This is a genomic window from Ruegeria sp. BG7 (assembly GCF_056535685.1).
This window is the reverse complement of record NZ_JBQFIU010000001.1, coordinates 1,541,537-1,566,245: the sequence shown is the minus strand read 5'-3', so window position 1 is coordinate 1,566,245 and position 24,709 is coordinate 1,541,537. Positions and strand designations below refer to the sequence as shown.

26 protein-coding genes, 1 tRNA gene and 1 pseudogene are annotated in these 24,709 nt (G+C 56.3%); 17 read left to right on the top strand and 11 right to left on the bottom strand.

Going from position 1 to position 24,709, the window contains the following annotated elements; all coding sequences use genetic code 11:
- Window positions 1-44 precede the first annotated feature (44 nt).
- Window positions 45-251, bottom strand: a complete 207-nt coding sequence (locus ACR3EH_RS07830; protein WP_171093536.1) for a cold-shock protein — start codon at window positions 249-251, stop codon at window positions 45-47.
- Window positions 252-712: 461 nt separating this feature from the next.
- Between ACR3EH_RS07830 and ACR3EH_RS07825 the strand changes: the two genes are divergently transcribed.
- On the top strand, window positions 713-1,099 hold the full coding sequence (locus tag ACR3EH_RS07825) for a hypothetical protein (protein WP_171184062.1): 387 nt from the start codon (window positions 713-715) through the stop codon (window positions 1,097-1,099).
- Between the two features lie 282 nt (window positions 1,100-1,381).
- Here the strand turns inward: ACR3EH_RS07825 and ACR3EH_RS07820 are convergent, their stop codons facing one another.
- Together ACR3EH_RS07820 and ettA are read right to left on the bottom strand one after the other, a co-directional pair.
- Window positions 1,382-2,071 (bottom strand): DUF2971 domain-containing protein, encoded by a 690-nt coding sequence (locus ACR3EH_RS07820; protein WP_171184065.1) that lies wholly within the window; start codon window positions 2,069-2,071, stop codon window positions 1,382-1,384.
- Window positions 2,072-2,148: 77 nt separating this feature from the next.
- Window positions 2,149-3,816 carry an energy-dependent translational throttle protein EttA gene (gene ettA, locus ACR3EH_RS07815; protein ID WP_010442471.1) on the bottom strand — a complete coding sequence of 556 codons (1,668 nt, stop codon included), beginning with the start codon at window positions 3,814-3,816 and terminating at the stop codon, window positions 2,149-2,151.
- 138 nt (window positions 3,817-3,954) lie between these two features.
- Here ettA and ACR3EH_RS07810 point away from each other — a divergent pair, with 138 nt between their 5' ends.
- The 3 genes from ACR3EH_RS07810 to dacB all read left to right on the top strand — a co-directional run bounded on the left by ACR3EH_RS07810 (window position 3,955) and on the right by dacB (window position 6,623).
- Window positions 3,955-4,425, top strand: coding sequence for an MOSC domain-containing protein (locus ACR3EH_RS07810; RefSeq protein ID WP_171184066.1), 471 nt, complete (start codon window positions 3,955-3,957; stop codon window positions 4,423-4,425).
- A gap of 32 nt (window positions 4,426-4,457) precedes the next feature.
- Window positions 4,458-5,078 carry a nicotinate-nucleotide adenylyltransferase gene (locus ACR3EH_RS07805; protein ID WP_171184251.1) on the top strand — a complete coding sequence of 207 codons (621 nt, stop codon included), beginning with the start codon at window positions 4,458-4,460 and terminating at the stop codon, window positions 5,076-5,078.
- A 66-nt stretch (window positions 5,079-5,144) separates the two neighbouring features.
- Window positions 5,145-6,623, top strand: coding sequence for a D-alanyl-D-alanine carboxypeptidase/D-alanyl-D-alanine endopeptidase (gene dacB, locus ACR3EH_RS07800; protein WP_171647346.1), 1,479 nt, complete (start codon window positions 5,145-5,147; stop codon window positions 6,621-6,623).
- 26 nt (window positions 6,624-6,649) lie between these two features.
- Here the strand turns inward: dacB and ACR3EH_RS07795 are convergent, their stop codons facing one another.
- From ACR3EH_RS07795 to ACR3EH_RS07785, 3 genes are all read right to left on the bottom strand, one after another.
- Complete coding sequence (locus tag ACR3EH_RS07795) at window positions 6,650-7,072, bottom strand: tellurite resistance TerB family protein (RefSeq protein WP_171184070.1); 423 nt, start codon at window positions 7,070-7,072, stop codon at window positions 6,650-6,652.
- Window positions 7,073-7,174: 102 nt separating this feature from the next.
- Complete coding sequence (locus ACR3EH_RS07790; RefSeq protein WP_171093518.1) at window positions 7,175-7,549, bottom strand: EamA family transporter; 375 nt, start codon at window positions 7,547-7,549, stop codon at window positions 7,175-7,177.
- A complete protein-coding gene (locus ACR3EH_RS07785) occupies window positions 7,546-8,283 on the bottom strand; it encodes a class I SAM-dependent methyltransferase (protein WP_171184072.1) in 738 nt (245 codons plus the stop codon). Before ACR3EH_RS07785 ends, ACR3EH_RS07790 begins: the two co-directional genes overlap by 4 nt.
- 380 nt (window positions 8,284-8,663) lie before the next feature.
- On the opposite strand from ACR3EH_RS07785, the gene ACR3EH_RS07780 reads away from it, so the two are divergent.
- The 5 genes and pseudogenes from ACR3EH_RS07780 to ACR3EH_RS07760 all read left to right on the top strand — a co-directional run bounded on the left by ACR3EH_RS07780 (window position 8,664) and on the right by ACR3EH_RS07760 (window position 14,054).
- On the top strand, window positions 8,664-10,238 hold the full coding sequence (locus tag ACR3EH_RS07780) for a lysine--tRNA ligase (protein WP_171647344.1): 1,575 nt from the start codon (window positions 8,664-8,666) through the stop codon (window positions 10,236-10,238).
- Window positions 10,239-10,286: 48 nt separating this feature from the next.
- Complete coding sequence (locus ACR3EH_RS07775; RefSeq protein ID WP_171184075.1) at window positions 10,287-10,688, top strand: DUF4864 domain-containing protein; 402 nt, start codon at window positions 10,287-10,289, stop codon at window positions 10,686-10,688.
- Window positions 10,689-10,826: 138 nt separating this feature from the next.
- Window positions 10,827-13,112: pseudogene (locus ACR3EH_RS07770) on the top strand (glycosyl hydrolase family 28-related protein).
- 143 nt (window positions 13,113-13,255) lie between these two features.
- Window positions 13,256-13,573 (top strand): antibiotic biosynthesis monooxygenase family protein, encoded by a 318-nt coding sequence (locus ACR3EH_RS07765; protein ID WP_171093509.1) that lies wholly within the window; start codon window positions 13,256-13,258, stop codon window positions 13,571-13,573.
- 73 nt (window positions 13,574-13,646) lie between these two features.
- A complete protein-coding gene (locus ACR3EH_RS07760; protein WP_171184077.1) occupies window positions 13,647-14,054 on the top strand; it encodes a universal stress protein in 408 nt (135 codons plus the stop codon).
- Window positions 14,055-14,057: 3 nt separating this feature from the next.
- On the opposite strand, the gene ACR3EH_RS07755 is transcribed toward ACR3EH_RS07760, so the two are convergent.
- The gene (locus tag ACR3EH_RS07755; RefSeq protein ID WP_171184080.1) at window positions 14,058-14,534 is read right to left on the bottom strand and encodes a HugZ family pyridoxamine 5'-phosphate oxidase; all 477 of its coding nucleotides are present in this window, start codon (window positions 14,532-14,534) and stop codon (window positions 14,058-14,060) included.
- Window positions 14,535-14,653: 119 nt separating this feature from the next.
- On the opposite strand from ACR3EH_RS07755, the gene ACR3EH_RS07750 reads away from it, so the two are divergent.
- Window positions 14,654-15,076, top strand: coding sequence for an excalibur calcium-binding domain-containing protein (locus ACR3EH_RS07750; protein ID WP_171184082.1), 423 nt, complete (start codon window positions 14,654-14,656; stop codon window positions 15,074-15,076).
- An 18-nt stretch (window positions 15,077-15,094) separates the two neighbouring features.
- On the opposite strand, the gene ACR3EH_RS07745 is transcribed toward ACR3EH_RS07750, so the two are convergent.
- Window positions 15,095-15,523 carry an excinuclease ABC subunit B gene (locus ACR3EH_RS07745; protein WP_171675916.1) on the bottom strand — a complete coding sequence of 143 codons (429 nt, stop codon included), beginning with the start codon at window positions 15,521-15,523 and terminating at the stop codon, window positions 15,095-15,097.
- Window positions 15,524-15,743: 220 nt separating this feature from the next.
- Here ACR3EH_RS07745 and ACR3EH_RS07740 point away from each other — a divergent pair, with 220 nt between their 5' ends.
- A complete protein-coding gene (locus ACR3EH_RS07740) occupies window positions 15,744-16,034 on the top strand; it encodes an antibiotic biosynthesis monooxygenase family protein (protein WP_171093500.1) in 291 nt (96 codons plus the stop codon).
- A 54-nt stretch (window positions 16,035-16,088) separates the two neighbouring features.
- Here ACR3EH_RS07740 and ACR3EH_RS07735 read toward each other — a convergent pair whose 3' ends face one another.
- The 3 genes from ACR3EH_RS07735 to uvrB all read right to left on the bottom strand — a co-directional run bounded on the left by ACR3EH_RS07735 (window position 16,089) and on the right by uvrB (window position 19,874).
- Window positions 16,089-16,880, bottom strand: coding sequence for a formate/nitrite transporter family protein (locus ACR3EH_RS07735; RefSeq protein WP_171184086.1), 792 nt, complete (start codon window positions 16,878-16,880; stop codon window positions 16,089-16,091).
- 167 nt (window positions 16,881-17,047) lie between these two features.
- Window positions 17,048-17,611: a hypothetical protein gene (locus ACR3EH_RS07730; RefSeq protein WP_171184088.1), complete on the bottom strand. Its 564-nt coding sequence runs from the start codon at window positions 17,609-17,611 to the stop codon at window positions 17,048-17,050.
- A 76-nt stretch (window positions 17,612-17,687) separates the two neighbouring features.
- Window positions 17,688-19,874: an excinuclease ABC subunit UvrB gene (uvrB, locus tag ACR3EH_RS07725; protein ID WP_171184090.1), complete on the bottom strand. Its 2,187-nt coding sequence runs from the start codon at window positions 19,872-19,874 to the stop codon at window positions 17,688-17,690.
- 269 nt (window positions 19,875-20,143) lie between these two features.
- On the opposite strand from uvrB, the gene ACR3EH_RS07720 reads away from it, so the two are divergent.
- The 6 genes from ACR3EH_RS07720 (at window position 20,144) to ACR3EH_RS07695 (ending at window position 24,708) form a co-directional block, all read left to right on the top strand.
- Window positions 20,144-20,455 carry an ETC complex I subunit gene (locus ACR3EH_RS07720; RefSeq protein ID WP_171105518.1) on the top strand — a complete coding sequence of 104 codons (312 nt, stop codon included), beginning with the start codon at window positions 20,144-20,146 and terminating at the stop codon, window positions 20,453-20,455.
- Complete coding sequence (locus tag ACR3EH_RS07715) at window positions 20,456-20,932, top strand: GNAT family N-acetyltransferase (RefSeq protein WP_171184092.1); 477 nt, start codon at window positions 20,456-20,458, stop codon at window positions 20,930-20,932.
- Window positions 20,933-20,953: 21 nt separating this feature from the next.
- Window positions 20,954-21,030, top strand: a tRNA-Arg gene (locus ACR3EH_RS07710).
- 443 nt (window positions 21,031-21,473) lie between these two features.
- Window positions 21,474-22,487, top strand: coding sequence for an inositol 2-dehydrogenase (iolG, locus tag ACR3EH_RS07705; RefSeq protein ID WP_171184123.1), 1,014 nt, complete (start codon window positions 21,474-21,476; stop codon window positions 22,485-22,487).
- A 125-nt stretch (window positions 22,488-22,612) separates the two neighbouring features.
- Window positions 22,613-23,533: a sugar ABC transporter substrate-binding protein gene (locus ACR3EH_RS07700; protein WP_171184126.1), complete on the top strand. Its 921-nt coding sequence runs from the start codon at window positions 22,613-22,615 to the stop codon at window positions 23,531-23,533.
- A 68-nt stretch (window positions 23,534-23,601) separates the two neighbouring features.
- Window positions 23,602-24,708, top strand: coding sequence for an ABC transporter permease (locus ACR3EH_RS07695; protein ID WP_171093486.1), 1,107 nt, complete (start codon window positions 23,602-23,604; stop codon window positions 24,706-24,708).
- The last annotated feature ends 1 nt before the right edge of the window (window position 24,709 follow it).

The following is a 24,709-nucleotide window of genomic DNA, read 5'->3' as shown; positions in this document are numbered from 1 at the left end:
AGCAGGAGGGAAAGGGTAAGGCCATGCCTTACCCTTAGACTGGCTTAGGCCAGCTGGATGTTGTCGGCGCTTTCACGACCGTCACGACCAGCGCGCAGTTCATACGTGACCTTCTGGTTGTCGGCCAGACCGGTCAGGCCCGAACGTTCGACAGCCGAGATGTGAACGAAGATGTCTTTGCCGCCATCTTCGGGTGCGATAAAGCCGTAGCCTTTGGTGGTGTTGAACCATTTTACGGTGCCTGCGGGCATATCCGTTGTCTCCTGTTTGGTGCTGCCCACGTGGATGCGGCAGCCTGGCGTCGTTGTCTGGATCGATAGACTGAGCGCCGTAAAAGGAGACAGTGGGTCGAAATAGAAAAACGTAAGCTCCTTTCATATGGCATTGAGGTGGCCATGTGGCAAGGGATGATCGCCTGGATTGAACCTTGGCCCCAGAGCCTATTGCGGTGTTTCAAGGGGTTTTTGATCAAAGGGTTGGACTTGCCGTGCCCGGCTCATACGACCGGTGGTTATCCCCGTTTCCGAATAAACGCATAACGAGTCTATTGAGAATCGCAGCTTTGCTTGCGGCCCTTTGAGGCACAGGATCAGAGTCGTCTTGTTAGGACGGTATCCTTTTATCTTATAAGTCTCCATTTCAATTCAATTATTGAGATATTTGAAAAATGACGCTGAAATGCTATAATAATTACAGGGCCGTGGGGGCGTTTATGAGAGTTATTTGCACATTGGCGGTTCTGTTCTGGGCCGGAGCATCAGAAGCATTGACCACCTTGGATGGGGCGGAAAGCGTGAATGTGGATGATGAAGTTAGGTCTGAGCTTCTCTCGGGCTTTGACAGCGAAAGACATCAAGAAGAGTTGGAATGGGAAAACCCCGGTTTGCCCCTGATCTCTGAACCCTATGACGAAAATCGGTATTTTGAAGAGCTGGAATTGTTGGGGGAACGTACAGATCAAGAGGGTGGCATGACGGAAGGCACTTTGGCGCAGGCGAACCTTTCGGCTGTTCCGATACCAGCCAGTTGGTTGCTGCTGGTCGGCGCTTTGGCCGGGCTGTTTGGTCTGGGCAAACTTCGCGGAAACCGGTCAGCTTAAGGGCTGCAACTGCGATCATCCATTAGAGTTTTGACTGGGGCGCCGGAGTTTGGTTGCTCGGAGGGGTCTTAATGCATTTAAATTTGGCTGGATGGCATCCAACCGATTGGCCTTGTTCGTCGATACATCGCGATATTCGCGCGAGTAGAGTTGATCCGGAGTGGCGCGATTGTGGGACGGAAGGGGCGTTCGGGGAACCGTAGGATGGGTGATTTCACCCATCATTTGATGAGGTAGATTGGGATTGAGGCGCGATGGGTGCAAGCACCCATCCTACGCTTGCTACCAAATAGGTGCTTCGGACAGTCTCGACCTTTGAACATCGGCTTTCATGCCGTTTCGGTTCACGAGTGAAGCAACGACTTCCAAGAACCATTTAGGGCTTTCAGGATGTACCAAGACGCTTTCTACAAGCTCGTTCAGATCAACCGTAACTTGCACACCATAGTCGACCTCATTAATTCTGTCGCTGTTCGGGGTTTTCCCAAAACTCGGGAAAACTACCCTCACCTCATTCTCGTGTCGAAAGCTCATCCTTTTGTGCATCACAGGCCATAGTGTGTTGTTAAACGGGATGACGACATTTTCGTAGTCAGCATATATCACACCTCCCAAAAAAATCTCTTCAGGCAGAGCGGCAGCCAATTTTTCGTACGTAGTTTGGATGGCGAGGCCTTGATTTAAGAGTGAGTACAGCCTCCACATTGCGGCTGATTCATGGTCATTCAAATGCCAGCAACTAACGAAATTCTCTTTTGGAAATTGTTTGAATGCATTTCGAATTTGCTGTTCGGGTGTTCCGTTTGGAAAGCTCTTGTCTTCTGCCTCAGAAATGATCTGTTCCGAAACAGTCGCGATTGCAGCGATAGTGGCGCTGGTCAAAGATCCTTCAAAATTGTCCCCAAGTTTGTCCGCGCGAGTAAAGAACATCGCTCTTGTTGTAAGAAGCGACACAAACTTGGCCAGGTCCATGTACCTCCAAACCCGACTACGTGGGTTTGGAGGTTGCCTAAAGCAATCATGCTCAAGTTTGGCAGGCATTTGCCATCCTACCGCGCAAACTTCTTATGCTTCAACCGCTTGGGCTCCAGCGCGTCCGGTCCCAACCGGCGCTTTTTGTCCTCTTCATAGTCCTCGAAGTTGCCCTCGAACCATTCCACATGTGCGTCACCCTCAAACGCCAGAATATGCGTACAAATCCGGTCGAGGAAGAAGCGGTCGTGCGAAATCACAACGGCGCAGCCGGCGAAATCGACCAGCGCGTCTTCCAGCGCGCGCAGGGTTTCGACGTCCAGATCGTTGGTCGGTTCGTCGAGCAGCAGGACGTTGCCGCCCTCTTTCAGCAGGCGGGCCATGTGGACGCGGTTGCGTTCACCGCCTGACAGCAGAGAGACCTTTTTCTGCTGATCGCCGCCTTTGAAGTTGAAGGACGAGCAATAGGCGCGGGAGTTGACCTGCGCGTCACCCAGCTGAATGATCTCGGCGCCACCGGTGATCGCCTCCCACACAGTGTCGTTGTCTTTCAGGTCGTCGCGCGATTGGTCGACATAAGACAGCTCGACCGTGTCGCCCAGTGTGATGGTGCCGCTGTCGGGCTGTTCCTGACCGGTGAGCATCTTGAAGAGCGTCGATTTCCCCGCGCCGTTGGGGCCGATGACGCCGACAATGCCGCCGGGGGGCAGGGCGAAATCCAGCCCTTCGATCAGTTGCTTGTCGCCCATGTGTTTCGAGAGACCCTCGACCTCGATCACCTTGCCACCAAGGCGCTGGCCGTTGGGGATGACGATCTGGGCGCGGGTCAGCTTTTCGCGTTCGGACTGCTCGGCGAGTTCGTTATAGGCGTTAATCCGGGCCTTGGATTTGGCCTGACGGGCCTTTTGACCCTGACGCATCCACTCCAGTTCGCGCTGCAGGGTCTTCTGCTTGGACTTGTCCTCGCGGGCTTCCTGCTCCAGCCGTTTGGCTTTTTGTTCCAGCCATGCGGAATAGTTGCCCTCGTAAGGAATACCCCGGCCACGGTCGAGTTCCAGAATCCAGCCGGTGATGTCATCCAGGAAATACCTGTCGTGGGTGACGATCAGGATGGTGCCCTTGTAGTCGATCAGGTGCTGTTGCAACCACGCGATAGTCTCGGCGTCCAGGTGGTTGGTCGGTTCGTCCAAGAGCAGCATGTCGGGCGCTTCGAGCAGCAGTTTGCAGAGCGCCACGCGGCGTTTCTCACCACCCGAGAGGTTGGCGATATTGGCATCGTCCGGCGGGCAGCGCAGTGCCTCCATCGAGACGTCGATCTGGCTGTCGAGGTCCCACAGGTTTTCCGCGTCGATCGCGTCCTGCAGGGTGGTCATCTCCTCCATCAGCTCGTCCGAATAATTCTCGGCGATCTCCATGGCGATTTCGTTGAAGCGGTCGACCTTGGCCTTTTTCGCGGCGACGCCCAGCATGACGTTTTCGCGGACGGTCAGCGATTCATCCAACTGCGGTTCCTGCGGCAGATAGCCGACCTTGGCACCCTCAGCCGCCCAAGCCTCACCAGTGAAATCGGTATCGAGGCCGGCCATGATCTTCATCAGCGTCGATTTACCCGCGCCGTTGACGCCGACGACACCGATTTTCACGCCGGGCAGAAAGCTCAGGTGGATGTTTTCAAAGCACTTCTTGCCACCGGGATAGGTCTTGGAGACACCCTGCATGTGGTAGACATATTGATAGGCGGCCATGTCGCGTCCTCTGGGTCGGGGAAATTGAGTTGAAACGTTGGATATCCGAGGTGGGCGTGCTGGGCAAGCTGGTGGTTTTGTGAATTTCGATTAGTGCCGGTTTCACCTAAACAGGCTTGATCATACAAGGGGTATAGATTGTCTGAATTGGCAAAGTTGATTGAAGGTTGGGCGCAGCCGGGGCGTGTCGAATGGATCGGCCTTCGGTCTGAGAGGCGGTCAGTGATGAATATTGCGGACGACGTATTGATCGCCACTGACGGGCTCGACGGCGACCGTGGCCACGCTGGCAAGCGGGCGGTGACTCTGATCCAGCAGGAACATTTGACGGCGATTGGGTCGTATCTGGGGCAGGGGCCGATTGCGCCTGAAATCCTACGGCGGAATCTGGTGGTGTCGGGGATCAATCTGGCTGCGCTCAAAGGGCGCGATGTTCAGGTAGGAGAAGCCATTTTGCGGTTTACCGTGATCTGCGCGCCGTGCAGTCGGATGGAGGAAGCGCTGGGCAAAGGCGGGTATTCTGCCGTGCGTGGGCATGGGGGCTGGTGTGCCGAAGTCCTCCGCCCGGGGCGTGTCAAGCTGGGTGATGCGGTGCAACCTGTTGATTGACAACCCCCCTGAGTTCTGAACATCAGCAGGGGATGGAGCGTTATCATATTCCATATGCGCGACCCGGGCAGGTGATCGGGCTGTTCGGAGGGTCTTTTGATCCTCCGCATAAAGGCCATGTACATGTCACTCGTGAGGCGATGAAGGCGTTTGGGCTGGATCGGGTGTGGTGGCTGGTATCGCCGGGTAATCCGTTGAAGGAGCATGGGCCAGCCCCGATGGCGCGGCGGTTGCAAGCTGCGAAAGCTGTGATGCAGCACCCGAAGGTTGACGTGACGGATATCGAGGCGCTGACGGGTACGCGGGCGACGGCGGATACTCTGGCAGCGCTTCGGCGGCTGTATCCGCAGGTTCGGTTTGTCTGGCTCATGGGGGCCGACAATCTGGCGCAGTTCCACAAATGGAAAGACTGGCGGCTGATCATGGATACCGTGCCTGTTGGTGTGGCGGCGCGGCCGAGGGATCGGATCTCGGCCCGGATGTCACCGGCGGCGCGGCTTTATGCGAAGTACCGGATCGACGGGCAGGCGCGGCATCTGCTGGGTCGCGCGCAAGCCCCGGCCTGGTGTTTCGTCAATGTACCTATGGTCGATGTCAGCTCGACCGAAATCCGGACGCGCGGCGAGTGGCGCGCGCAAGTGTTGCCGGAATAGCCCCTTTGGGCGCATAATCTCAGCGAGAGGTTGTGTGGTTTTATTCTGTGGGATTTTAATTCAGCTATGGCTGATCGATTTTCACGTCGTGTGTTTCTGGGGGGATTGGGGGCATCTCTGATCCCGGCAGCAGGTCTTGCGCAGGCACCTCTGGTTTCTCTCAGGCCGCAGATCCGTGGGGTGCCGTTAAGCGGGGCCGAGCGTCTGGTGGCTGCGGCCGGGTTAAAAGGCGAGGTTGTATTTGCGGTTGCGGATGTAGCGACCGGTGCGCAGCTGGAGGAGTTTGGTGATGGGGCCGCCTTGCCCCCCGCCAGTGTCGGCAAAGCGTTGACCGCACTTTACGCGTTGGATGTTCTGGGCGCGGATCACCGGTTTGAAACCCGTTTGGTGGCAGATGGTCGGATCGAAAACGGCATTCTGCAGGGCGATTTAATCCTTGTAGGCGGTGGAGATCCCTTGCTGGACACAGATGCGCTGGCCACGATGGCGGCCAACCTGCGCGAGGCTGGCATTACCGAGGTGCGCGGTGCGTTCAAGGTCTATGACGGCGCGCTGCCATTTGTGTACAGCATCGACCCTGGACAGCCGGATCATGTGGGGTACAGTCCTGCCATCAGCGGGATTTCGTTGAATTTCAACCGGGTGCACTTTGAGTGGAAGCGCGCGGGCAAAGGATATGACGTCAGCATGGACGCACGCAGTGCGCGTTATGTCCCTGCGGTGGATGTAGCCTCGATGCGCGTCGAGAGCCGAAGCCTGCCGATTTATACTTATCAACCAAGCGCGCGGCAGGATCGCTGGACCGTGGCGAAGGGTGCGCTGGGCAATGGTGGAGCTCGCTGGTTACCGGTGCGCAAACCCGCGCTTTACGCTGGCGATGTGTTTCGAACATTGGCGCGATCAAACGGGATTGTGCTGGGGCGGGTGCAAGTAACACGACAAAGCCCGCAGGGCGTGGATCTTGTGGTGCATCGCAGTAATCCCTTGGAGAGCATTCTACGCGGGATGTTGAAATATTCGACCAATCTGACGGCTGAGATGGTCGGAATGGCGGCGACAAAGGCACGGGGTGTCTCTCCTGGGAATTTGGAAGAGTCGGCGGCCGAGATGAACCGGTGGGCCTCGGAGAGTTTTGGTGTGAACGGTATCGCCATGGTCGATCATTCCGGTCTTGGTGATGCTTCGCGCATTGTACCCGCAGATCTGGTTTCGGCCTTGGTGGTCGCACAGAAGGCAGGGAAACTGCGCCCGTTGATGAAACCTTTTGCTTTGACCGATCGGAATGGTCGGGTCGTCAAGAACCACCCAGTTAAGGTTGACGCCAAGACAGGGACACTGAACTTTGTTTCCGGGCTGGGCGGTTTCCTGACAACAGCAGACGGGGTCGACCTGGCCTTTGCTATCTTCACGGCAGACGTGGCGAAACGCGCGAAAATACCACGTGCTCAGCGTGAACGTCCGGATGGTGCGCGCAGCTGGAACCGAAGGTCGCGAAAGCTGCAACGCGCACTGCTTGAACGCTGGGGCTCGCTATATGGCAGTTAAGCCGTGAAACCCGACGAAGCCTGTTGTCAGACGGCGTGACGCGCGCGGGCACCGCGTTCAATTGCGGCCGCGTGCAGGCGGTCGATACTCAATTCGTACCGGATTTCTTCCAGCAAACGCAGCTCGGTCTCGGCCAGCGATCGATCTGCGGCGGCAACATCACAGGCCAGCGCATAAGCTGTTTCGTTCAGCCGTTCGGGAAGGTTGTCGCGGATTAGGCCAAACAGAGCATCCAGCCCGTCTTCCTGTTCGAACAGATCAAACACGATCTGTGAAACGTGGCGCATACGATCTATGTCATATCCGGCGAAGACCGGCAGCATGTTCACCGCCACTTCGATCTTGACCAGTTCAGCAGTTCGGATCGTTTCGTCAGATGCCGAAATCGCAACCATGATCGCCACAAGGCAATCCTGTGGGGACATCGGGTGGGGAACTTGCTCGGTCATTCGGTGCATCCTGCTTGGGGTTCTTCAAAAGCGCAGGATAGAAGGGGGGCAGGGCAGGTTCAACATCTTGTTTTGCCGAGTTTGTGCGGCAGGTTGAACCGGTCAGGTATTCATCACCGCCATTCCGCTCAGCAAAAGCCCGGCCCCGATCCAATAGCGCAGCCCCAGTGTTTCGCCGAAGAACAGCCAAGAGGCGAGGGGAACCAGCACAAAACTAAGCGCCATGAACGGATAAGCTTGCGACAGAGGCACATGCCTAAGCACATAAATCCAAAGGATCGTTGCGGATCCGTAGATCGCAAGTGCGACAAGCAAAAAAGGATCAAAAAGGGTGTGTACTACGCCCACTAAGCCTGTGGCGTCGCGTCCGTCGATCCGCCCACCTGCGAGCTTGAACAACACCTGACCGGCGGAAATCATGACAGGCGTCAACAGCAAGCCCGTCCAGATCAATACCGTTGGCGCGGTGGCGCTCATGCTGCCTGATCCTTTACGGGCTTTTCGTTGCTTTGATCCACAGGGCGGTCTTCGCAGTAATAGATGTCGCGCCCGATATCTTCGCAGACATGTACGCTTGGGCTGGGATGTACAGCGCGCAAAAAGCTGTGGGTGTAGGGGAAGAAGTTAAAGTGCGGATTGAAGCTGTAGCGGTATTCCCTCTCACGCGGGACCACAATGATGACGCGCTTGCGCGCGACCCGCCGCAGTTCCGCAATCGCTTGGCGATAATCCAGCAGGTGCTCGATCACATGAGTGCAGATAACGGTGTCGAAGCTGTTGTCGTCAAAGGGCAGATCTTCGATCCGCGCGGCGACATAGGTAATGTTGTCCAGAGCTTCCGCGTCGTCGACCACAAAATCCACGCCGGTCATGGCGGCTATGTCTGGGCGCTGGGCACGGATACGCTGTAAAAGAACACCAGTGCCGCAACCGACATCGCAGATGCTGTCGCCCACGATGTCTTTGGCAATCCGATCTATGCAGGCTTCGGAATTGTCGGTTCCGTCATGAACGCGCGGATGGTCGCGATACAGGGTTTCGTATTCTTCATCTGTCAGAAACGGTGCACGTTCGCGGAACGCCGCCAGCCGGGTGATATGTTCACCCCAGACCCGACGAGCAAGCCAGTGAAAGGCGGCGCTGTCGCGTAAGATTGGCGGTACGATGTCTTCAAGCACAAAGCGGATCAGATTGGTCGTTTCGCGTCGCATCTTTTGTCCTGTGGTCCGGTAAGGTTCCTGATCTTGCCCCAGTCATACATGGCCCGAGAAGCCCGTGAAATATGCGGGCCAAGTCAGAGCGTACCGCCCGTGTCTTTTTTGTTTCGGAGAGTACAATCGCCCCAGCATTGTGGCTTCAGTAAGGCTGAGCTGTGAAACCTGTGTCTCGGGCCTATTGAAGACAGCGTTCGGGTATTCGGAGTAGTGCAGGAGACTTTAGCCCTTTGAGCATGGGAAAACACCGGTTTCTGGTCAGTTATGGCAGGAAACGGGCCAGTGCTTTATTGACTCATGCTGCACTGGCACAATAGGAGGGGCCGGTCCGGTTGCATGGGGCAACCAAGGCACCTTTCCCGATGGAGCACATTGAAATGTCTGAACTGCGTGAAACCGCGATGTCGTCCAAGGCCTGGCCTTTTGAAGAGGCGCGCCGGTTGCTCAAACGCTATCAGAAAGGTGCTCCGGAAAAGGGGTATGTGTTGTTTGAAACCGGCTATGGCCCTTCGGGTCTGCCGCACATCGGTACCTTCGGTGAGGTTGCGCGGACCACAATGGTAAAGCGTGCGTTCGAAGCGCTTTCTGACATTCCGACCAAGCTGATCTGTTTCTCGGATGATTTGGACGGGATGCGGAAGGTGCCCAGCAATGTGCCGAACCCGGAGATTCTGGAGCAGCATTTACAGCGCCCTTTGACCTCGGTGCCGGATCCGTTTGGTGAATATGACAGCTTTGGCGCGCATAACAACGCGATGCTGCGGCGTTTCCTAGACACATTTGGGTTTGAGTACGAATTCTACTCGGCCAAAGAATTCTATGAGTCCGGGCAGTTTGACGAAATCCTCAAACGTGCGGTTGAACGCTATGATGAAATCATGGCGATCATGCTCAAGAGTTTGCGGGAAGAGCGCCAGCAGACCTATTCGATTTTCCTGCCGCTGCACCCTGAAAGCGGGCGGGTCATGTATGTGCCGATGAAAAAGGTCTGCGCTGAAACATACACCGTGACCTTTGACGATGAGACAGGCAAGGAATGGACCGTTCCCGTCACCGGGGGCCATGTGAAGCTGCAATGGAAGCCGGACTTTGGCGCGCGCTGGGCCGCTCTGGGTGTCGATTTCGAGATGTACGGCAAAGAGCACGCGACGAACGAAAAGATCTATGACTCGATCTGCCGTGCGCTTGGCGGCCGTGCGCCCGAGCATTTCAGCTATGAGCTGTTCCTGGATGAAAACGGTCAAAAAATCTCGAAGTCGTCCGGAAACGGCGTGTCAATTGACGAATGGCTGACCTATGCGCCGACCGAGAGCTTGGCGTACTTCATGTATCAGAAGCCCAAAACGGCCAAGCGGATGCATTTTGATGTGATCCCGAAAGCTTACGATGAGTATCATCAGCAGTTGCGTGCCTATCCGGGGCAGGATCTGAAGGCGCAGTTGAACAACCCGGTCTGGCATATCCATGGTGGTGACGTTCCTGAATCGACGCTGATCGTGCCCTTTGCGATGTTGCTGAACCTCGCATCCGTATCGGGGGCGGAGGACAAAGAAACGCTATGGGGCTTTATTCGCCGCTATGCGCCCAACGCAACGGCCGAGAGCCACCCTGACCTGGATCAGGCGGCTGGGTTCGCTGTGCGTTATTTTAACGACTTCGTCAAACCGACGCGCAAGCACCGCGCACCGACGGATCAGGAACGCGAGGCACTGGAGGCACTGAAGGCTGCGCTTGAAGCCTATGATGGCCCCACCGAGGATGAGGCGCTGCAGTCGGTGGTCTATTCGATCGGGCGCGAGCGGTTTGACCCGATGCGCGGCTGGTTCACAGCCCTTTACGAAGTGCTTCTTGGCGCGTCGCAAGGCCCGCGTTTCGGGGGGTTCATCGCGCTGTATGGTGTGCCGGAAACAATTGCTCTGATCGACAAAGCACTGGCCGGAGAGCTGGTCTGATTTGACCTGAACAGGTCTGGGGCTACCCTATCTGCAGGAGGTGGCCCCATGCGTCGATTATTGCTTGCTCTTTCCTTGAGTGCCGGACTGGTGTCGGGGGCGTATGCCCAAAGTTCTGAAATCGAAGCGAACATCGCGGCGCAGATACAAGCCTTCAAGGCCGATGATTTCGCGACGGCCTTTACTTTCGCCAGCCCAAACATTCAGCGGCTCTTCCAAAATCCGGACAACTTTGGAGCAATGGTCCGCAATGGGTATCCCATGGTTTGGCGACCTGCTGATGTACGCTTTCTAGAACTGCGCGAGATTGCCGGGTCATTGTGGCAGAAAGTCATGATCACCGACGGCGATGGGCGCGTTCACATTTTGGACTACCAAATGATCCCTTTGGAAGGTGGTTGGAAAATAAATGGCGTTCAATTGTTGGGTAACGCTGACCCTGCGGCTTGAGGCAACACCACCGTCACGGTGAGATGAGCCGTAGTTAATTCCCTTTCGGTATCCAGACTTTCGCGTTCGGGGTGGACCTGAACACGGGGTTTGGACGCGTCGCATGACCTGCGCGACGCGATTGAGAAAGGGATTTCAATGAACAAGGCAATCACTGACGGCATCGTGTTCATGCCACCTCAATTCGCGAATGGCCTGACCGTCTGGTCTGCCGGGGACGGGACTCCGGGCTCGCCGACCTATGGCGGGTCCGGCACAGGGGTTTTTGCGCCTTCGGATGCGGATTTTGGTGGCTGTCTTGAGATTCTGAAAGTGAACACAACACAGCAGCTGCGCTATATGGGGCAGACGCCGATATTGCCCGGTTGTTACCTGCAGATCAAAGCGCGTGTCAAAGCGATTAGCGGGCCATTGCCTTCGGTGCGGATTGCCGCTTGGGCCGGGGGTGCAGTGGATGCACATGTTGCAGGCGTTGTGGAGCAGGGTCCGGCAACTCAGCTATCGGGTTATGGTTCAGTGCATGAAATTACGGCGATAGTTGGCACCGGCCAACGTCCGGGGGTGGATATGCCTTGGGGTCTTGCCGCGTTGTATGGCCATTTCGGCTTGGACATCGAAGGGGCCAACGGTGCCCTGGTGCGCGTGGATGATCTTGAGATATCCGACGTCACCAATGTCTTCCTTCGTGAAATGATCAGTCTGGTGGATGTTCGGGATTATGGCGCGGTCGGTGATGGTGTTACGGACGACTCCACCGCGTTTGAGGCCGCAGATCAGGCCGCTGGCGGGCGTCGCGTCTATGTTCCGCAGGGAAACTACTATCTTGGGGAAAACACCAGCATGACCTCGGAGATGGAGTTTGAAGGCACCGTTACGATGCCGGATGACAAGATGCTGTTGCTGACCAAAGATTTCCATCTGCCAAGTTACATTGCGGCCTTCGGTGATGAAGAGCTTGCTTTCAAAAAGGCGTTTCAGGCGTTGCTGAATAACGCGGATCATGAATCGCTTGACCTGGGCGGTCGCAAAATCTCGGTAACGGCTCCGAATTGATATGGCCGCAGCGGTTCCGAACAAACAAGGCTTTTCCACCCGCCGCGTGATCCGCAACGGTCAGTTCGATGTCAAGAGCAGCACGGCCTGGGATACCGAGACCTTCACATCGGTGGCAACCTATGATCCTTCGGACAGAACGCGACTGACCAATGTGGCCAATGTGGCGAATATTCCTGTAGGTTCGTTGGTGCAGGGCAGTGGTGTGGGCCGCGAAATCTATGTGCGGTCAAAAAACGTTGGTGCTGGTGAGATCATCCTGAACGCGCCAATCTATGACGCGTCGGGTACGCAAACCTTCACGTTCCATGCGTTCAAATACCTTCTGGACTTCAGCGGCTTCAACACACTGCGTAAGTTCGGCATGGAGCAGATAGAATTTCAGTGCAACAGCAGGTGCCGCGCCATTCGGCTGGCCACGTCGGGCGGCACATTCCAGTTGAAGGATTGTTTTGTCAGCCGCCCAAAAGACCGGGGGATCACCTCGATTGCGACAGGGTGCAAGGGGATGCTGATTGACAATTGTCAGTTCCTGTCGGCGGAAGAGTCCTTGCCTGTTGCGGATCGATCGTCAATCGGGCTGAACACCAATTCGAACGACGTGAAACTGCGCCACAACCAGGCCGTGCGCTTTAAACACTTTGCCGTTCTGGGCGGTGACAACAACATGGTTCTCGGCAATCATTTTTTCCAAGGTGATGGCATTCCGCAAGGCGTACGCACCGCTGGGTTGATCATGATCGGCACGTATAACAGTTCCACTATTGCCGAAAACTACGTCGACAATTGTTTCATCGAATGGACCAATGAACGGGATGCCTCACCCGCTTTCACCAGCGGATTCTCGTTCAGCGTAATGAGCATCACGGACAATATCTTCTATTCAAGTCAGGCGCCGTCCTGGTTCAGCTTTATCATTATTCGTCCTTATGGGGCCGGGCATTTCCTGAATGGTTTGGCTGTGACTGGAAACAAGTTTCGGGCCACCAGTGGTTCGATAAATCGGGTGGAAAGGGTGAACACATCTTTTGCAGATCTCAACAACAACAGGCACACGAATGTGACGTTCCAGAACAACACCTACCACGGCGTCACAATAAAGACCGCGCATCCGCTGAGAGTCCGGCGTCAGCAGAACTCAGTCGCAAGTTTTGGCCAATTTCGTCGAATGGAGAACTGCCGTTCAATGGTAAAGCGCGCAGTTGCGATAGCGTTACCGTGCTCGGAGGGCTTACGGGGGTCTTCAATAACCAGGTTTTTGCGGCACCTCACGTTTTGCCCGAGCAGGGGTCGCCGGGTGCTAGCCTGACCCTGAGATGGCCTGAGCAGGTTAAGGGCGAAGTATCTGCGTTGATTCGGATGGAAAAATAATAGCAGCACTGGCCGCTCTAAATAGGGCGGCCAATTCTTCGGGTTATGCCAGGAACACCTCGAGTTGCTTTGCGGTGCTGACAGGAAATAGGCGACGTTTTTGTTGGGTGTGCTAGGCTGAGGAAAGCAAATGGAGAATCCCGATGCCGAAAATCGCCAAAGACGCCAGTGTTCAAACTGTTATCACAACCTTCGAAATGACGCCGGGCACTTGTCAGGACCTTTTGGAAGCCTTGACCGACGCTTATGCCGAATTCATTTCCAAGCAGCCGGGTTTTGTTTCCGCAGGGCTGCATGTGAACGACGCGCAAACCCGAATCGCCAACTACTCGCAATGGGAACGGCGCGAAGATTTTCTGGCCATGTTGCGGACGCCTGAGATGCGCGACCGCAACCGCAAGATCAACGAACTATGCAAAAGCTTTGAGCCGGTCATGTATGACGTGGCCGAGACATTCTGAAATTCCTGACCTGAATCAAAGTCTGCAATATTAATATGTTTCAAAGTGAGCCTGCAAAACGGAGGCTCACGCTATGTATCACAACATTCTTGTTCCTATCTCATTCGATGCTGAAAGAGACACCTCCGGGCCTTTGAAGCTGGCTCAGCTGTTGGCTACACCAGACGCGCAGGTGACATTGCTGCATGTGGTCGAGCATATTCCGAACTATGCGATTTCGTATATGCCGCCCGAATACCTGACCGAAGCACGCAAGGCGATTCAGACGGAATTGGATGAATTGGCATCGCAGTTGCCAAATGCGCGTGGATTGGTGATCGAAGGACACTCTGGTCGCACGATTCTGGATTGGGCCGAAGCCAACAAGCCCGACCTGATCATCATGGCGTCGCACCGACCGGGAATGCAGGATCTGCTGCTGGGCTCGACGGCTTCCCACGTCGTGCGACATGCTGGATGCGCTGTGCACGTAGTGCGCTGACCGTCAAAAATCTTCTGCTGTCATGCGGTAGGCTTTGCCAAATCCGCTGTTCAGCAACCCATCCCGGATCGTAAACCTGACAAAACTGAAATCGGTGAAATCGACATACAGTTTTGCCTTGGGCCTAAGGCTCAGATACCGCTCGCGCAGCGGGGCATACTCTGGCATGTCCCGGTATACCCAATGCGCCACAGCGTGAAGTGTCAGACGGGGATGGGTCAGCGGGTCGCCTTTGTCTTCGGGCTCTCCGACCAGAAGGGCGCAATTCGGGTTGGCGTTCAGGGCTTGGGTGTGTTCGGCCAGTGACGAGATCAGCGTGACAGTGCAGCCATCCGTGTCCGTGGCCAATGCGATACGGGACAGTGTTGGCAAACCCGTTTGAGGGTGCAAAACAGCCAACGCAGCGAAACGGGCCTGCTCCAAAAGCTCTCCGGCTTGCGCGCGGACCGTTTCGTCTGGGGTTTGGTAGGGACTTGTCACGGTTTGGCTAGACCTCACAATCAGGGTTTCGCAGTGACACTAGAGCGTAAGTAGGCGGCCCGCCAACCTTTCGATCCGATTGCCTCGGCTTTGCCACATATCCATCGTAAGACCCAGTCATGCTGTTCAAGAAACCCACGCAGGACGCGCCTGACCTGAACCCAAGATCAACCCGTCGGCACCAGCGGGCCGAGGCCACGCGCCGACAGGCACTGTCCCCGGTGCGTATTCTTGTCATGGTGCTGTTACTGCCCCTCACGACTGTGCTGATCGCGGTGGGCGTTTTCATTCGGGTGTCCGAGTATAATAGGGATGAGGCCGTGATCCACCTGATCGCGCTGGCAGGGTGTGACGCGACGCAAGCCATGGGAATCGGGCCGTTCCGCGAAGGTCAGCCGGGTTACCACACGCGCAATGACCCTGATGGAGACGGCGTTGCCTGCGGGTTTGTCGAGACGCCTGTACCGCGGGCCGCGCAATCAGAAAGCCGCGCAGAGCCCCAACAACGTTCGGTCGGTAACGCCAAATTCGTGCGCCCATAGCGGGCAAAGGGAACCCGTTCAGGACAAATGCGCGCCAGCACAGGTGCGAAAGATACGCACCTGCGGCGCTGCATCGATCAGGGGAAACTCTGCAATCCCGTCTTGCGTGAACGCATAGGCGGCCTGGTTGTACTCCAACCCATCCAGCACGTTCCCAAAGCCGGTATCTGTCACCGTCAACGCAGATCCTCCGTCGGACAAGACATGGCGTGGGGTGGCGATTTCGATGGGGTTTCGTCCTTCGAACCGCATTGCAAACCACGGCGATTGAGCCCAGACCTGATCTTTCCGAGTAACCGTCAGCGTATAGAGCGGCGCGGACGGGTCATAGGTCAGGAAAATCGTCGCGGCACCTGTGTCATGCGAAAGCGTGCAGATATCGCCCACCGTCGCCTCCCACGCGAAAGCCGGGGTGGCCAGGATCAGAGAAGTCAGGATTGCACGCATGAGAGGGGATGTAGCCGCCGAACAGGGCAAGACAAGGCCCCGGAACGCTGGGTTGCAACCCTGAAGTGTCAGAGGCTTGCGCGCAGTGAGGTGCGTGGTTGAAAATGGCCGAAAATCCCACGTATCAATCTGAGATTTCAAGCCCCTGTGCTAAGATGCGCGCGGCGCGGCTGTCCTGGCTGCGCCACATGACAGTTCCGTCACGTGAGGGAGGAAAGTAATGTTTGCACGTATTACCCAATTCAAAATGAAGCCCGGCACGCGAGAGGCCGCCACGGCAAAAATGAACGAATTGAAATCCGAGATCATGGGCATGCCCGGCATGCATTGCTTTACCAACGTGATGAACGAGGACGGATCGGGTTATGTGATCTCGGTGGTGGAAAGCGAAGAGACCTCGAACGCAAACGCGCCCAAAGTGGCCGAGCTGTGGGGCCATTTCGCCGAATTCATGGAAGGCCCGCCCTCACCGGTCGGATATGATGTGATTGCACATTGGGATAAGGGGTAAAGCTTAGGGCGGGGTCAGACCCGCCCTTTCTTTTGATCTGCGAGAACAGCGCTTTCAGCCGGACGTATTGTGCAGATAGGCAAGGCGATAAGCAAGCGCAACGCCACCCGCACCGCCGACAACATTGCCAATCGTAACCCAAAACAGGTTTCCAAAGACGGCGCCCCAACCAAGGTCGGCACCTGCAAGTGCGCCTTGCGGCAACAGGTACATATTGGCGACCGAGTGTTCCAACCCCATCAGAACAAACGCCGCAATCGGCCAGAGTATTGCCATCACCTTTCCCACGACCGATCTGGCGGCGAAGCTCAGCCAAACGGCAAGGCAGACCAACGCGTTGCACAAAATGCCACGCGCAAAGGCCTGTGTCTGAGTGAGGTCGATTTTGCCATTTGCGATCGCAGATGCTGTGGCGCCCGTGGGACCTTCGAGCAATCCGGTTGCAGCAAATGCCAGGGCCAGTGCAATAGCTCCGACCAAATTCCCGAGATACACGAGCCCCCAGTTCCGCAGCAGGTCACGCAGTGAAATTTTCCGGTCCACCGCCGCAATGGTCATCAGAGCGTTGCCAGTGAACAGCTCGGCCCCGCCGACTACCACCAGGATCAGGCCCAGCGAGAACACGACGCCACCCAGAAACCGGGCCGGTCCGAAGCCCGGATCGACACCGGTCATGACCATGGTATAGGCCGCGCCGCCAAAGCCGATGAAAACGCCCGCAAGAATGGCCAGCGTCAATGTCTGGCCGACTGACAGATGCGCCTTGGCAACGCCTGCGGTTTCGACCAGCTCGGCGATTTGGGCCGGTTTATAGGCGTCCACGCCGGTTGGGTTTTGCACTTTCATGCACTCCAGCATGCCGACATTTTTTTCTTCGGTATTGATTGGGATCAAAGTTGTGGGGTGAAAGGCCCATCGGGTTCAGGTGAATAGCGGGCTGTGCGCACGGTGAATAGTGCATTGGATCATATGCTTGCTGGGCAGGGTGTTGGGGTGGATTACGCGCTCTTGGATTACTGAATTGTGTACTTAACCTGGTTGGGAGATGCGGCCGTGATTATTATATCCCTGCCAGCTACGAAAATTTGATCACCAACTTGGGCCGCAATGTTGATGTCGCGAATACCTGCAACTTGGTCCTGAGGTGTATTCGGAGGAACAATAATAGGATAGGTACTCGTACTGATGGATCCATAATAAGGAATACCGCCGATGTTTCCTGAGAAAGTACTCTGACTACTTGGGTTAACAATTAGCGGCGTGCTATTTACCGTAGTTTTTGAGCTGTGAATCAAAACGTCCCTGCGCACAAACTGAGCTTTCCCATTTGAGTATCCATTGAAGTACACAGTGGTAGTCCCTGTTGGTCGCGTTCGTCCCAAAATATCGGCTGCCCCAAATGCATTCGGTAGGCTTTCAGTGTTTTCTATGGTGAGTACGGTATCTCCGACACCAGCAATGTACTCGCCGTTAATTGATTTAGAAGTAGTTCTAATTTTTGAGTGATCCTGGATTTCACCACACGCCGTTAGCGCTAAGGTTGTAGCAATAAAAAGATGAAACCAAAGGTACTTCATTATTTTTCCGAGACTTACCTTGCCGCACGATGTTATGATCGCTGCGGTAATTCAACCCAAAGAATAGTTGAAAAGATTACCTTTTCCGCCGCTTCACATTCCCACCCCGCTGCCCCGGCCTGCCAGCCGTTGACCGTCCGCGCGACTTCACTGCGTCTTCCGAGGCTTTCTCGACCGCCCATTGCCGCGCCATGGGGTCGTCGGCGACGGCCAGATCGACCGCTTCCAGACGTTTGATCTCGTCCCGGATATTGGCGGCCTCTTCGAATTCCAGGTTCTCGGCGGCCTTGCGCATCTTCTCGCGCAACCCGTCCAGATGCGCTTCCAAATTCGCGCCGTGCATCGGTTTGTCGATGGTGGCGGTGACGCGGTTCATGTCGACGTCGCCTTCGTAGAGACCTGCCAGAACGTCCTCGACATTCTTTTTCACCGTCTCGGGGGTGATGCCGTGTTCCTCGTTATAGGCGAGCTGTTTGGCACGGCGGCGGTTGGTCTCGTTCAGCGCGCGCTCCATCGAACCGGTGATCTTGTCGGCATACATGATCACCCGACCATCAGCGTTACGCGCAGCGCGGCCGATGGTTTGCACCAGAGAGGTCTCGGACCGCAAAAAGCCCTCTTTATCCGCATCCAGAATGGCGACCAGGCCGCATTCGGGGATGTCGAGCCCCTCGCGCAGCAGGTTGATGCCGACCAGCACATCGAATGCCCCCAACCGCAGGTCGCGCAGGATTTCGATGCGTTCCAGCGTGTCGATGTCGGAATGCATGTAGCGGACTTTGATGCCCTGTTCGTGCAGGTATTCGGTCAGATCCTCGGCCATGCGCTTGGTCAGGGTGGTGACCAGCGTGCGGAAGCCGTTGGCGGCGACCTTGCGCACCTCGTCCAGCAGGTCGTCGACCTGCATGGAGACAGGGCGGATCTCGACCTCGGGGTCCAGCAGGCCGGTGGGGCGGATCACCTGTTCGGTGAAGACGCCGCCGGTCTGTTCGATCTCCCACTTGGCCGGCGTGGCCGAGACGAAGACGGATTGCGGGCGCATGGCGTCCCATTCTTCGAACTTCAGGGGTCGGTTATCCATGCAGGACGGCAGGCGGAACCCGTGTTCGGCCAGCGTGAATTTGCGCCGATAGTCTCCCCGGTACATGCCGCCGATCTGCGGAACGCTGACGTGGGATTCGTCGGCAAAGACAATGGCGTTGTCGGGAATGAATTCGAACAGGGTCGGGGGCGGTTCACCCGGAGCGCGGCCCGTGAGGTAGCGCGAATAGTTCTCGATCCCGTTGCAGACGCCAGTAGCCTCGAGCATTTCCAAATCGAAATTGGTGCGCTGTTCCAGCCGTTGAGCCTCCAGCAATTTGCCTTCGCCCACCAGTTGGTCCAGCCGGATGCGTAGTTCCTTTTTGATCCCGATGATCGCCTGCTGCATCGTGGGTTTAGGCGTCACGTAGTGCGAGTTCGCATAAACGCGCACCTGCTCCATCGTCGCGGCGCGTTCCCCGGTCAGAGGGTCGAACTCGGTGATCTGTTCCAGTTCCTCGCCGAAGAAGGACAGCTTCCAGGCGCGGTCCTCAAGGTGGGCGGGCCAGATTTCCAGTGAATCGCCCCGCACCCGGAACGATCCACGCTGAAATGCCTGATCGTTTCGGCGGTATTGCTGGGCGACCAGATCGGCCATTACTTGCCGCTGGTCGTATTCGTTGCCGACCTTCAGATCCTGCGTCATCGCCCCATAGGTCTCGACCGAACCGATACCATAGATGCAAGATACTGACGCCACGATGATCACATCGTCACGTTCCAGCAGCGCCCGCGTGGCCGAGTGGCGCATCCGGTCGATCTGTTCGTTGATCTGGGATTCTTTCTCAATGTACGTGTCCGAGCGCGGCACATAAGCTTCGGGTTGGTAGTAGTCGTAATACGAGACGAAGTATTCCACTGAGTTTTCGGGGAAGAAGCCTTTGAACTCTCCGTAAAGCTGCGCGGCCAGTGTTTTGTTCGGTGCAAGGATGATGGCTGGGCGCTGGGTTTCCTCGATCACCTTGGCCATGGTGAATGTTTTACCCGTCCCCGTCGCACCTAGCAGAACCTGATCGCGCTCGCCGTCCAATACGCCGCCAGCCAGTTCCCTGATGGCCGTCGGTTGGTCACCTGCCGGGTTGAACTCGGTGTGCATCACAAACTGCTTGCCGCCTTCCAGTTTCAGGCGGGCGCGCACGTCGTCGGCGGTCAGTTGGGTCTTGTCGGAATGGGCGTAAGGCATCGGCAGGCTCCGCAGTCAGGCCCCTACATTTGTTCTTATTTTGTCCGTCTGCAAGGGCTGATCCGGATTCATTGCGCTCAACACAGTCGGATGCCATGCGGTTGGTGAATCATTGTGATGTCCCGACGTTTGATGTGTCTCTGATTTATCCCGGGCCAATGACAATTTCTGACATTAGTTTGCGGGCAACAGCCGCGACAATTGCAATCTTGCCCCCGGACGCTCTCTGACGCATAAACGGCTGAGCCAAGTGAGTACGGAGAGGCGACATGCGCGCACGGATTTACCAGCCTTCGCGAAACGCGATGACTTCGGGGATGGCCAAAACCCGCAAATGGGTTCTTGAATACGCCCCGGCCTCGGCGCGTGAGGTCGATCCGCTGATGGGCTGGACGTCGTCCAATGACACGCAGACACAGGTGCGCCTGAAATTCGACACCAAGGAAGAGGCGTTGGACTACGCCAAGGACAACGGTATCGAAGTGCAGGTCAGCGAACCGCACAAGCGCAAACCAAATCTGCGCGCCCGTGGCTATGGCGAGAATTTCGCCACCGACCGGCGCGGCCCCTGGACCCACTGAATGATTGAGATTCGCAGGGCCGATCCAACCTCGGACGCACTTCGCGCCGTGGTGGACGCGCATTTTGCTCATAGCGAAACGGCAGGTCCTGCCGAAAGCAACCATACAATGGACGCCGAGTCGCTGGCCGGGCCGGGGATTCAGTTCTGGGCGATTTATGAGGGTCAGCAACCTTTAGGGTGTGGCGCGATGAAGATGCTGCCCGACGGAACCGCCGAGGTGAAGTCAGTGCATATTCTAGCGCAGGCGCGGGGCCGTGGTTTGGCGCGGCTGATGATGCAGCACTTGGCAGACTTGGCACGTGCCGAGGGGATTGAGGCCCTGGTTCTGGAGACCGGAGCAGCCCATCTTTCCGAATATGAAGCCGCCCGCAAGCTTTATGAGACATTGGGATATTCCTATTGCGGCCCGATCTTTGGCTATCAGGACGACCCAAACAGCGCCTTCATGCGCTTGGCCCTTGAACCCGGACAATAAAAACCGCAAGAAGGGCGCAGCGGTCCCTTAGCTCAACTGGATAGAGCAGCTGACTTCTAATCAGCAGGTTGAGGGTTCGAGTCCTTCAGGGATCGCCATCTTCATACGAAACACTTGAAACCAATGAAGCGCGCAGTCTCGTTTTGCTCTGTCGCCAAAACGACTCGTTGTTTCGTTGGGTGCGGACATGTTTCTGAAGCCACCATGCGGCGGGTTGATCAGTACAGGTATCGGAAAGTTTAAGGGGCTGGACGAGGGGGTCATGCCAGCCCCTTTTAAGGGGTCACAGAGTGGTAGTGTGTGTGTTCCTTAATTGAAACCTACCCTGTTTCACCGCGTTCGGAAATTGGGGGATTCCCGTAGACGCGCAAATGCGCGGAATTCGGCGCGTGGTGTATCATCGGAAGACCACGGTAGACCTTGTTTGGAGACCCCTTCGCAGGGGGCGTCGCAAAGATTACTGATCCGTTGAAAAAAGATATTGCAACCGGTTGCAAACAGAATCATTGTTACGTCCAACAACTAGATTCGGGAGAGCTGCATGTTGAAGGTTGGTTTGCTGGGCGCCGGACGCATCGGACGGGTACATGCGCAGGCCATTTCGGCCCACCCAAGCAGCAAGCTCTGTGCTGTTTCAGACGCCGTGCCAGAAGCGGCAGAAAGCCTTGCCGGCGAATACGGGGCGCAGGCGCGTGGGTCGGACGAGATCATTGCAGACACCCAAATTGATGCTGTTCTGATCGCAACGCCAACCGATACGCATTCTGACTTGATTGAAGCTGCCACAGCCGCAGGCAAAGCCGTGTTGTGTGAAAAGCCGGTTGATCTGAGCTTGGAACGTGCTGCGCAATGTCTTCATGCTGTGTCTGGGCGGAGTAAGCCTGTGATGATTGGGTTTAACCGCCGGTTCGACCCCAATTTTTCGGCATTGAAAGCAGGTTTAGAGGCGGGTGAAATCGGCAAAGCAGAGCTGCTGTCGATCACCTCGTTTGACCCGGCACCGCCTCCAGTCAGCTATGTCAAAGTGTCGGGCGGGCTGTTTCGGGACATGATGATCCACGATTTCGACATGGCAAACTATCTTATGGGCGAGGTTCCGGTTGTCATTACTGCCGTCGGGTCGTCTCTTGTAGATGCCGAGATTGGCGCGGCTGGTGATGTGGATACCGCTGCGGTGACAATGACTTATGCAGATGGTCGTATTGCTGTTATCAAGAACTCGCGCCGTGCGGCCTATGGTTATGACCAGCGGGTCGAGTTGCTGGGTTCAGGCGGATTGCTGCAAGCGCAGAACATGCTGGAAAATACGGTGGTCAAATCGACGGCAGAGGGCGTTGTCGGGGCAAAGCCAACCTATTTCTTTCTCGAACGTTACATGCCCGCTTACAAGGTGGAATGGGCCGCGTTTGTCGACGCTGTTGTGAACGGTTCAAAGGTTCCTGTTTCGTTGAAAGACGGTGTTGCCGCGCTTGCCATGGCCGAGGCCGCGACACTGTCGATGCAATCCGGACAACCGGTTCGGATGGAAGAAATTTTGAAACCGGTTGCAAAATGATCGAAATTCTTCAAACTTACGTCAGCTCGGTTTTTGTGCCGCAGCCAATCAGATTCGGCACAGCCGGATGATCGGGGTTGGTCCCTCGACTTAAGATCAGACTGAAATCATGGGAGGAAACTGAAATGAAGAAATTTGTGAAAGGCGCGCTAGCTGCAGGGGCTTTGGCCCTGGCGACACCTGCGTTTGCACAGGAAATCGTGGTCGTATCGCACGGCCAGGCCAACGACGCATTCTGGAACGTTGTGAAAAACGGCGTCGAGCAGGCTGGTAAGGATGTCGGCGTGAACGTCGAATACCGTGCACCAGAAACTTTTGACATGGTGGCGATGTCGCAGTTGATTGATGCTGCCGTGAACCAGGAGCCCGACGGCCTGATCGTCTCGATCCCGGATGCGGATGCGCTTGGCCCGTCAATTGAACGTGCCGTAGCTGCCGGAATCCCGGTGATCTCGATCAACTCGGGTTCGGACGTCTCGAAAGAACTGGGTGCGCTGCTGCATGTGGGTCAGGACGAATTTGACGCCGGCAAGGCCGCTGGTGAAGAACTGGCAGCAATGGGTGGCAAAACGGCGATCTGTGTGAACCACGAAGTGGGCAACGTTGCGCTGGACCTGCGGTGTGCAGGTTTTGCGGAAGGTTTCGGTGGTGATGTCGAAGTTCTTCCGACCTCGAATGACCCGTCGGAAATCGAGTCGAAAGTTGCCGCTGCTCTGGCTGCAAACGAAGCGGTCGATACTGTGATGGCATTGGGTGCAAGCTCGGCCGGTGAGCCGACTGTTGCTGCCGTCAAGGGCTCGGGCCGGGATGTGAATGTTGCGTCCTTTGACCTGTCGGCCAACTTCCTGCAGTCGATCGCGGACGGTGACGCCGCCTTTGCCATTGATCAGCAACAGTATCTGCAAGGGTACTTGTCGGTGAACTTTATGGGCCTGCACGCCAAATACGGCCTGATGCCCGGTGGTAATGTTCCTTCAGGTCCCAACCTGGTGACTCAGGAGAAGGCCGCTCAGGTGATCGAACTGTCCTCGCAGGGCATTCGCTGATCCATTCCGGAACCTGAATAAACTGGGACGGCGCAGCAGCGCCGTTCCAACCCAAATGGGAGGAAACGATGAGTGACTCAGCTCAAGTCGCCGGGGACGAAAGGGTCAAAAAAGAGCCTTTCATGACCAAACTCATGAAGCGGCCCGAACTCGGTGCGATGGCCGGTGTCGTGCTGGTGGTAATCTTTTTTGCCATCACAGCAGACGACTCGATGTTTACCCTGGCCGGGATCATGAATTTCATGACACCTGCCGCACAGTTGGGAATTCTGGCCATCGGTGCCGCGCTGTTGATGATCGGGGGGGAGTTTGACCTGTCCATCGGCTCGATGGTGGCGTTTGCGGGCCTGTTCTTTGGCGTCTGTGTGGTCACCTGGCAGTTGCCTCTGATCGTCGCGATCCCAATGACTTTTGTTTTCGCAGCATTTGTCGGGGCGATAAACGGAAACATCGTGATCCGGTCAGGTCTGCCATCCTTCATCGTGACCCTGGCTTTCCTGTTCATTCTACGCGGTCTGTCGTTGGTTGGCCTGAAGGCCGCCACCGGAGGATCGACGCAGTTGCGTGGCGTTCGTGACGTGGTTGAGAACGACTGGCTGGCTCCGTTCTTTTCAGGCGAGGCTTTCGGCGGCCTGTTTACCTGGTTGGCCGAGAAAGGCATGATCGAAACCTTCAAAAGCGGTGCGCCTAAAGTGCCCGGAATTCCGGTCGAAATCCTGTGGTTCATCGTGCTGGCGCTTGCAGCCACTTACGTGCTGTTGCGTACCCCGGCAGGGAACTGGATTTTCGCGTCGGGCGGTGACAGCACGGCGGCGTCAAACTCTGGTGTGCCGGTGAACCGGGTCAAAGTTTCGCTGTTCATGCTGACCGCCTGCTGTGCCGCACTGGTCGCCATCATTACCGTAATCGACGCTGGTTCGACCGACGCACGTCGTGGGTTCCAGAAAGAGTTTGAGGCGATCATCGCAGCCGTAATCGGCGGCTGTCTGCTGACCGGTGGTTATGGCTCGGCCATTGGCGCGTTCTTTGGTGCGATCATCTTCGGTATGGTTGTCATCGGACTGACGTATACGGACTTCGATCAGGACTGGTTCCAGGTTTTCCTTGGCGCGATGCTGTTGATTGCGGTTCTGTTCAACAACGCGATCCGTAAACGCGTAACCGGGGAGCGTTGAT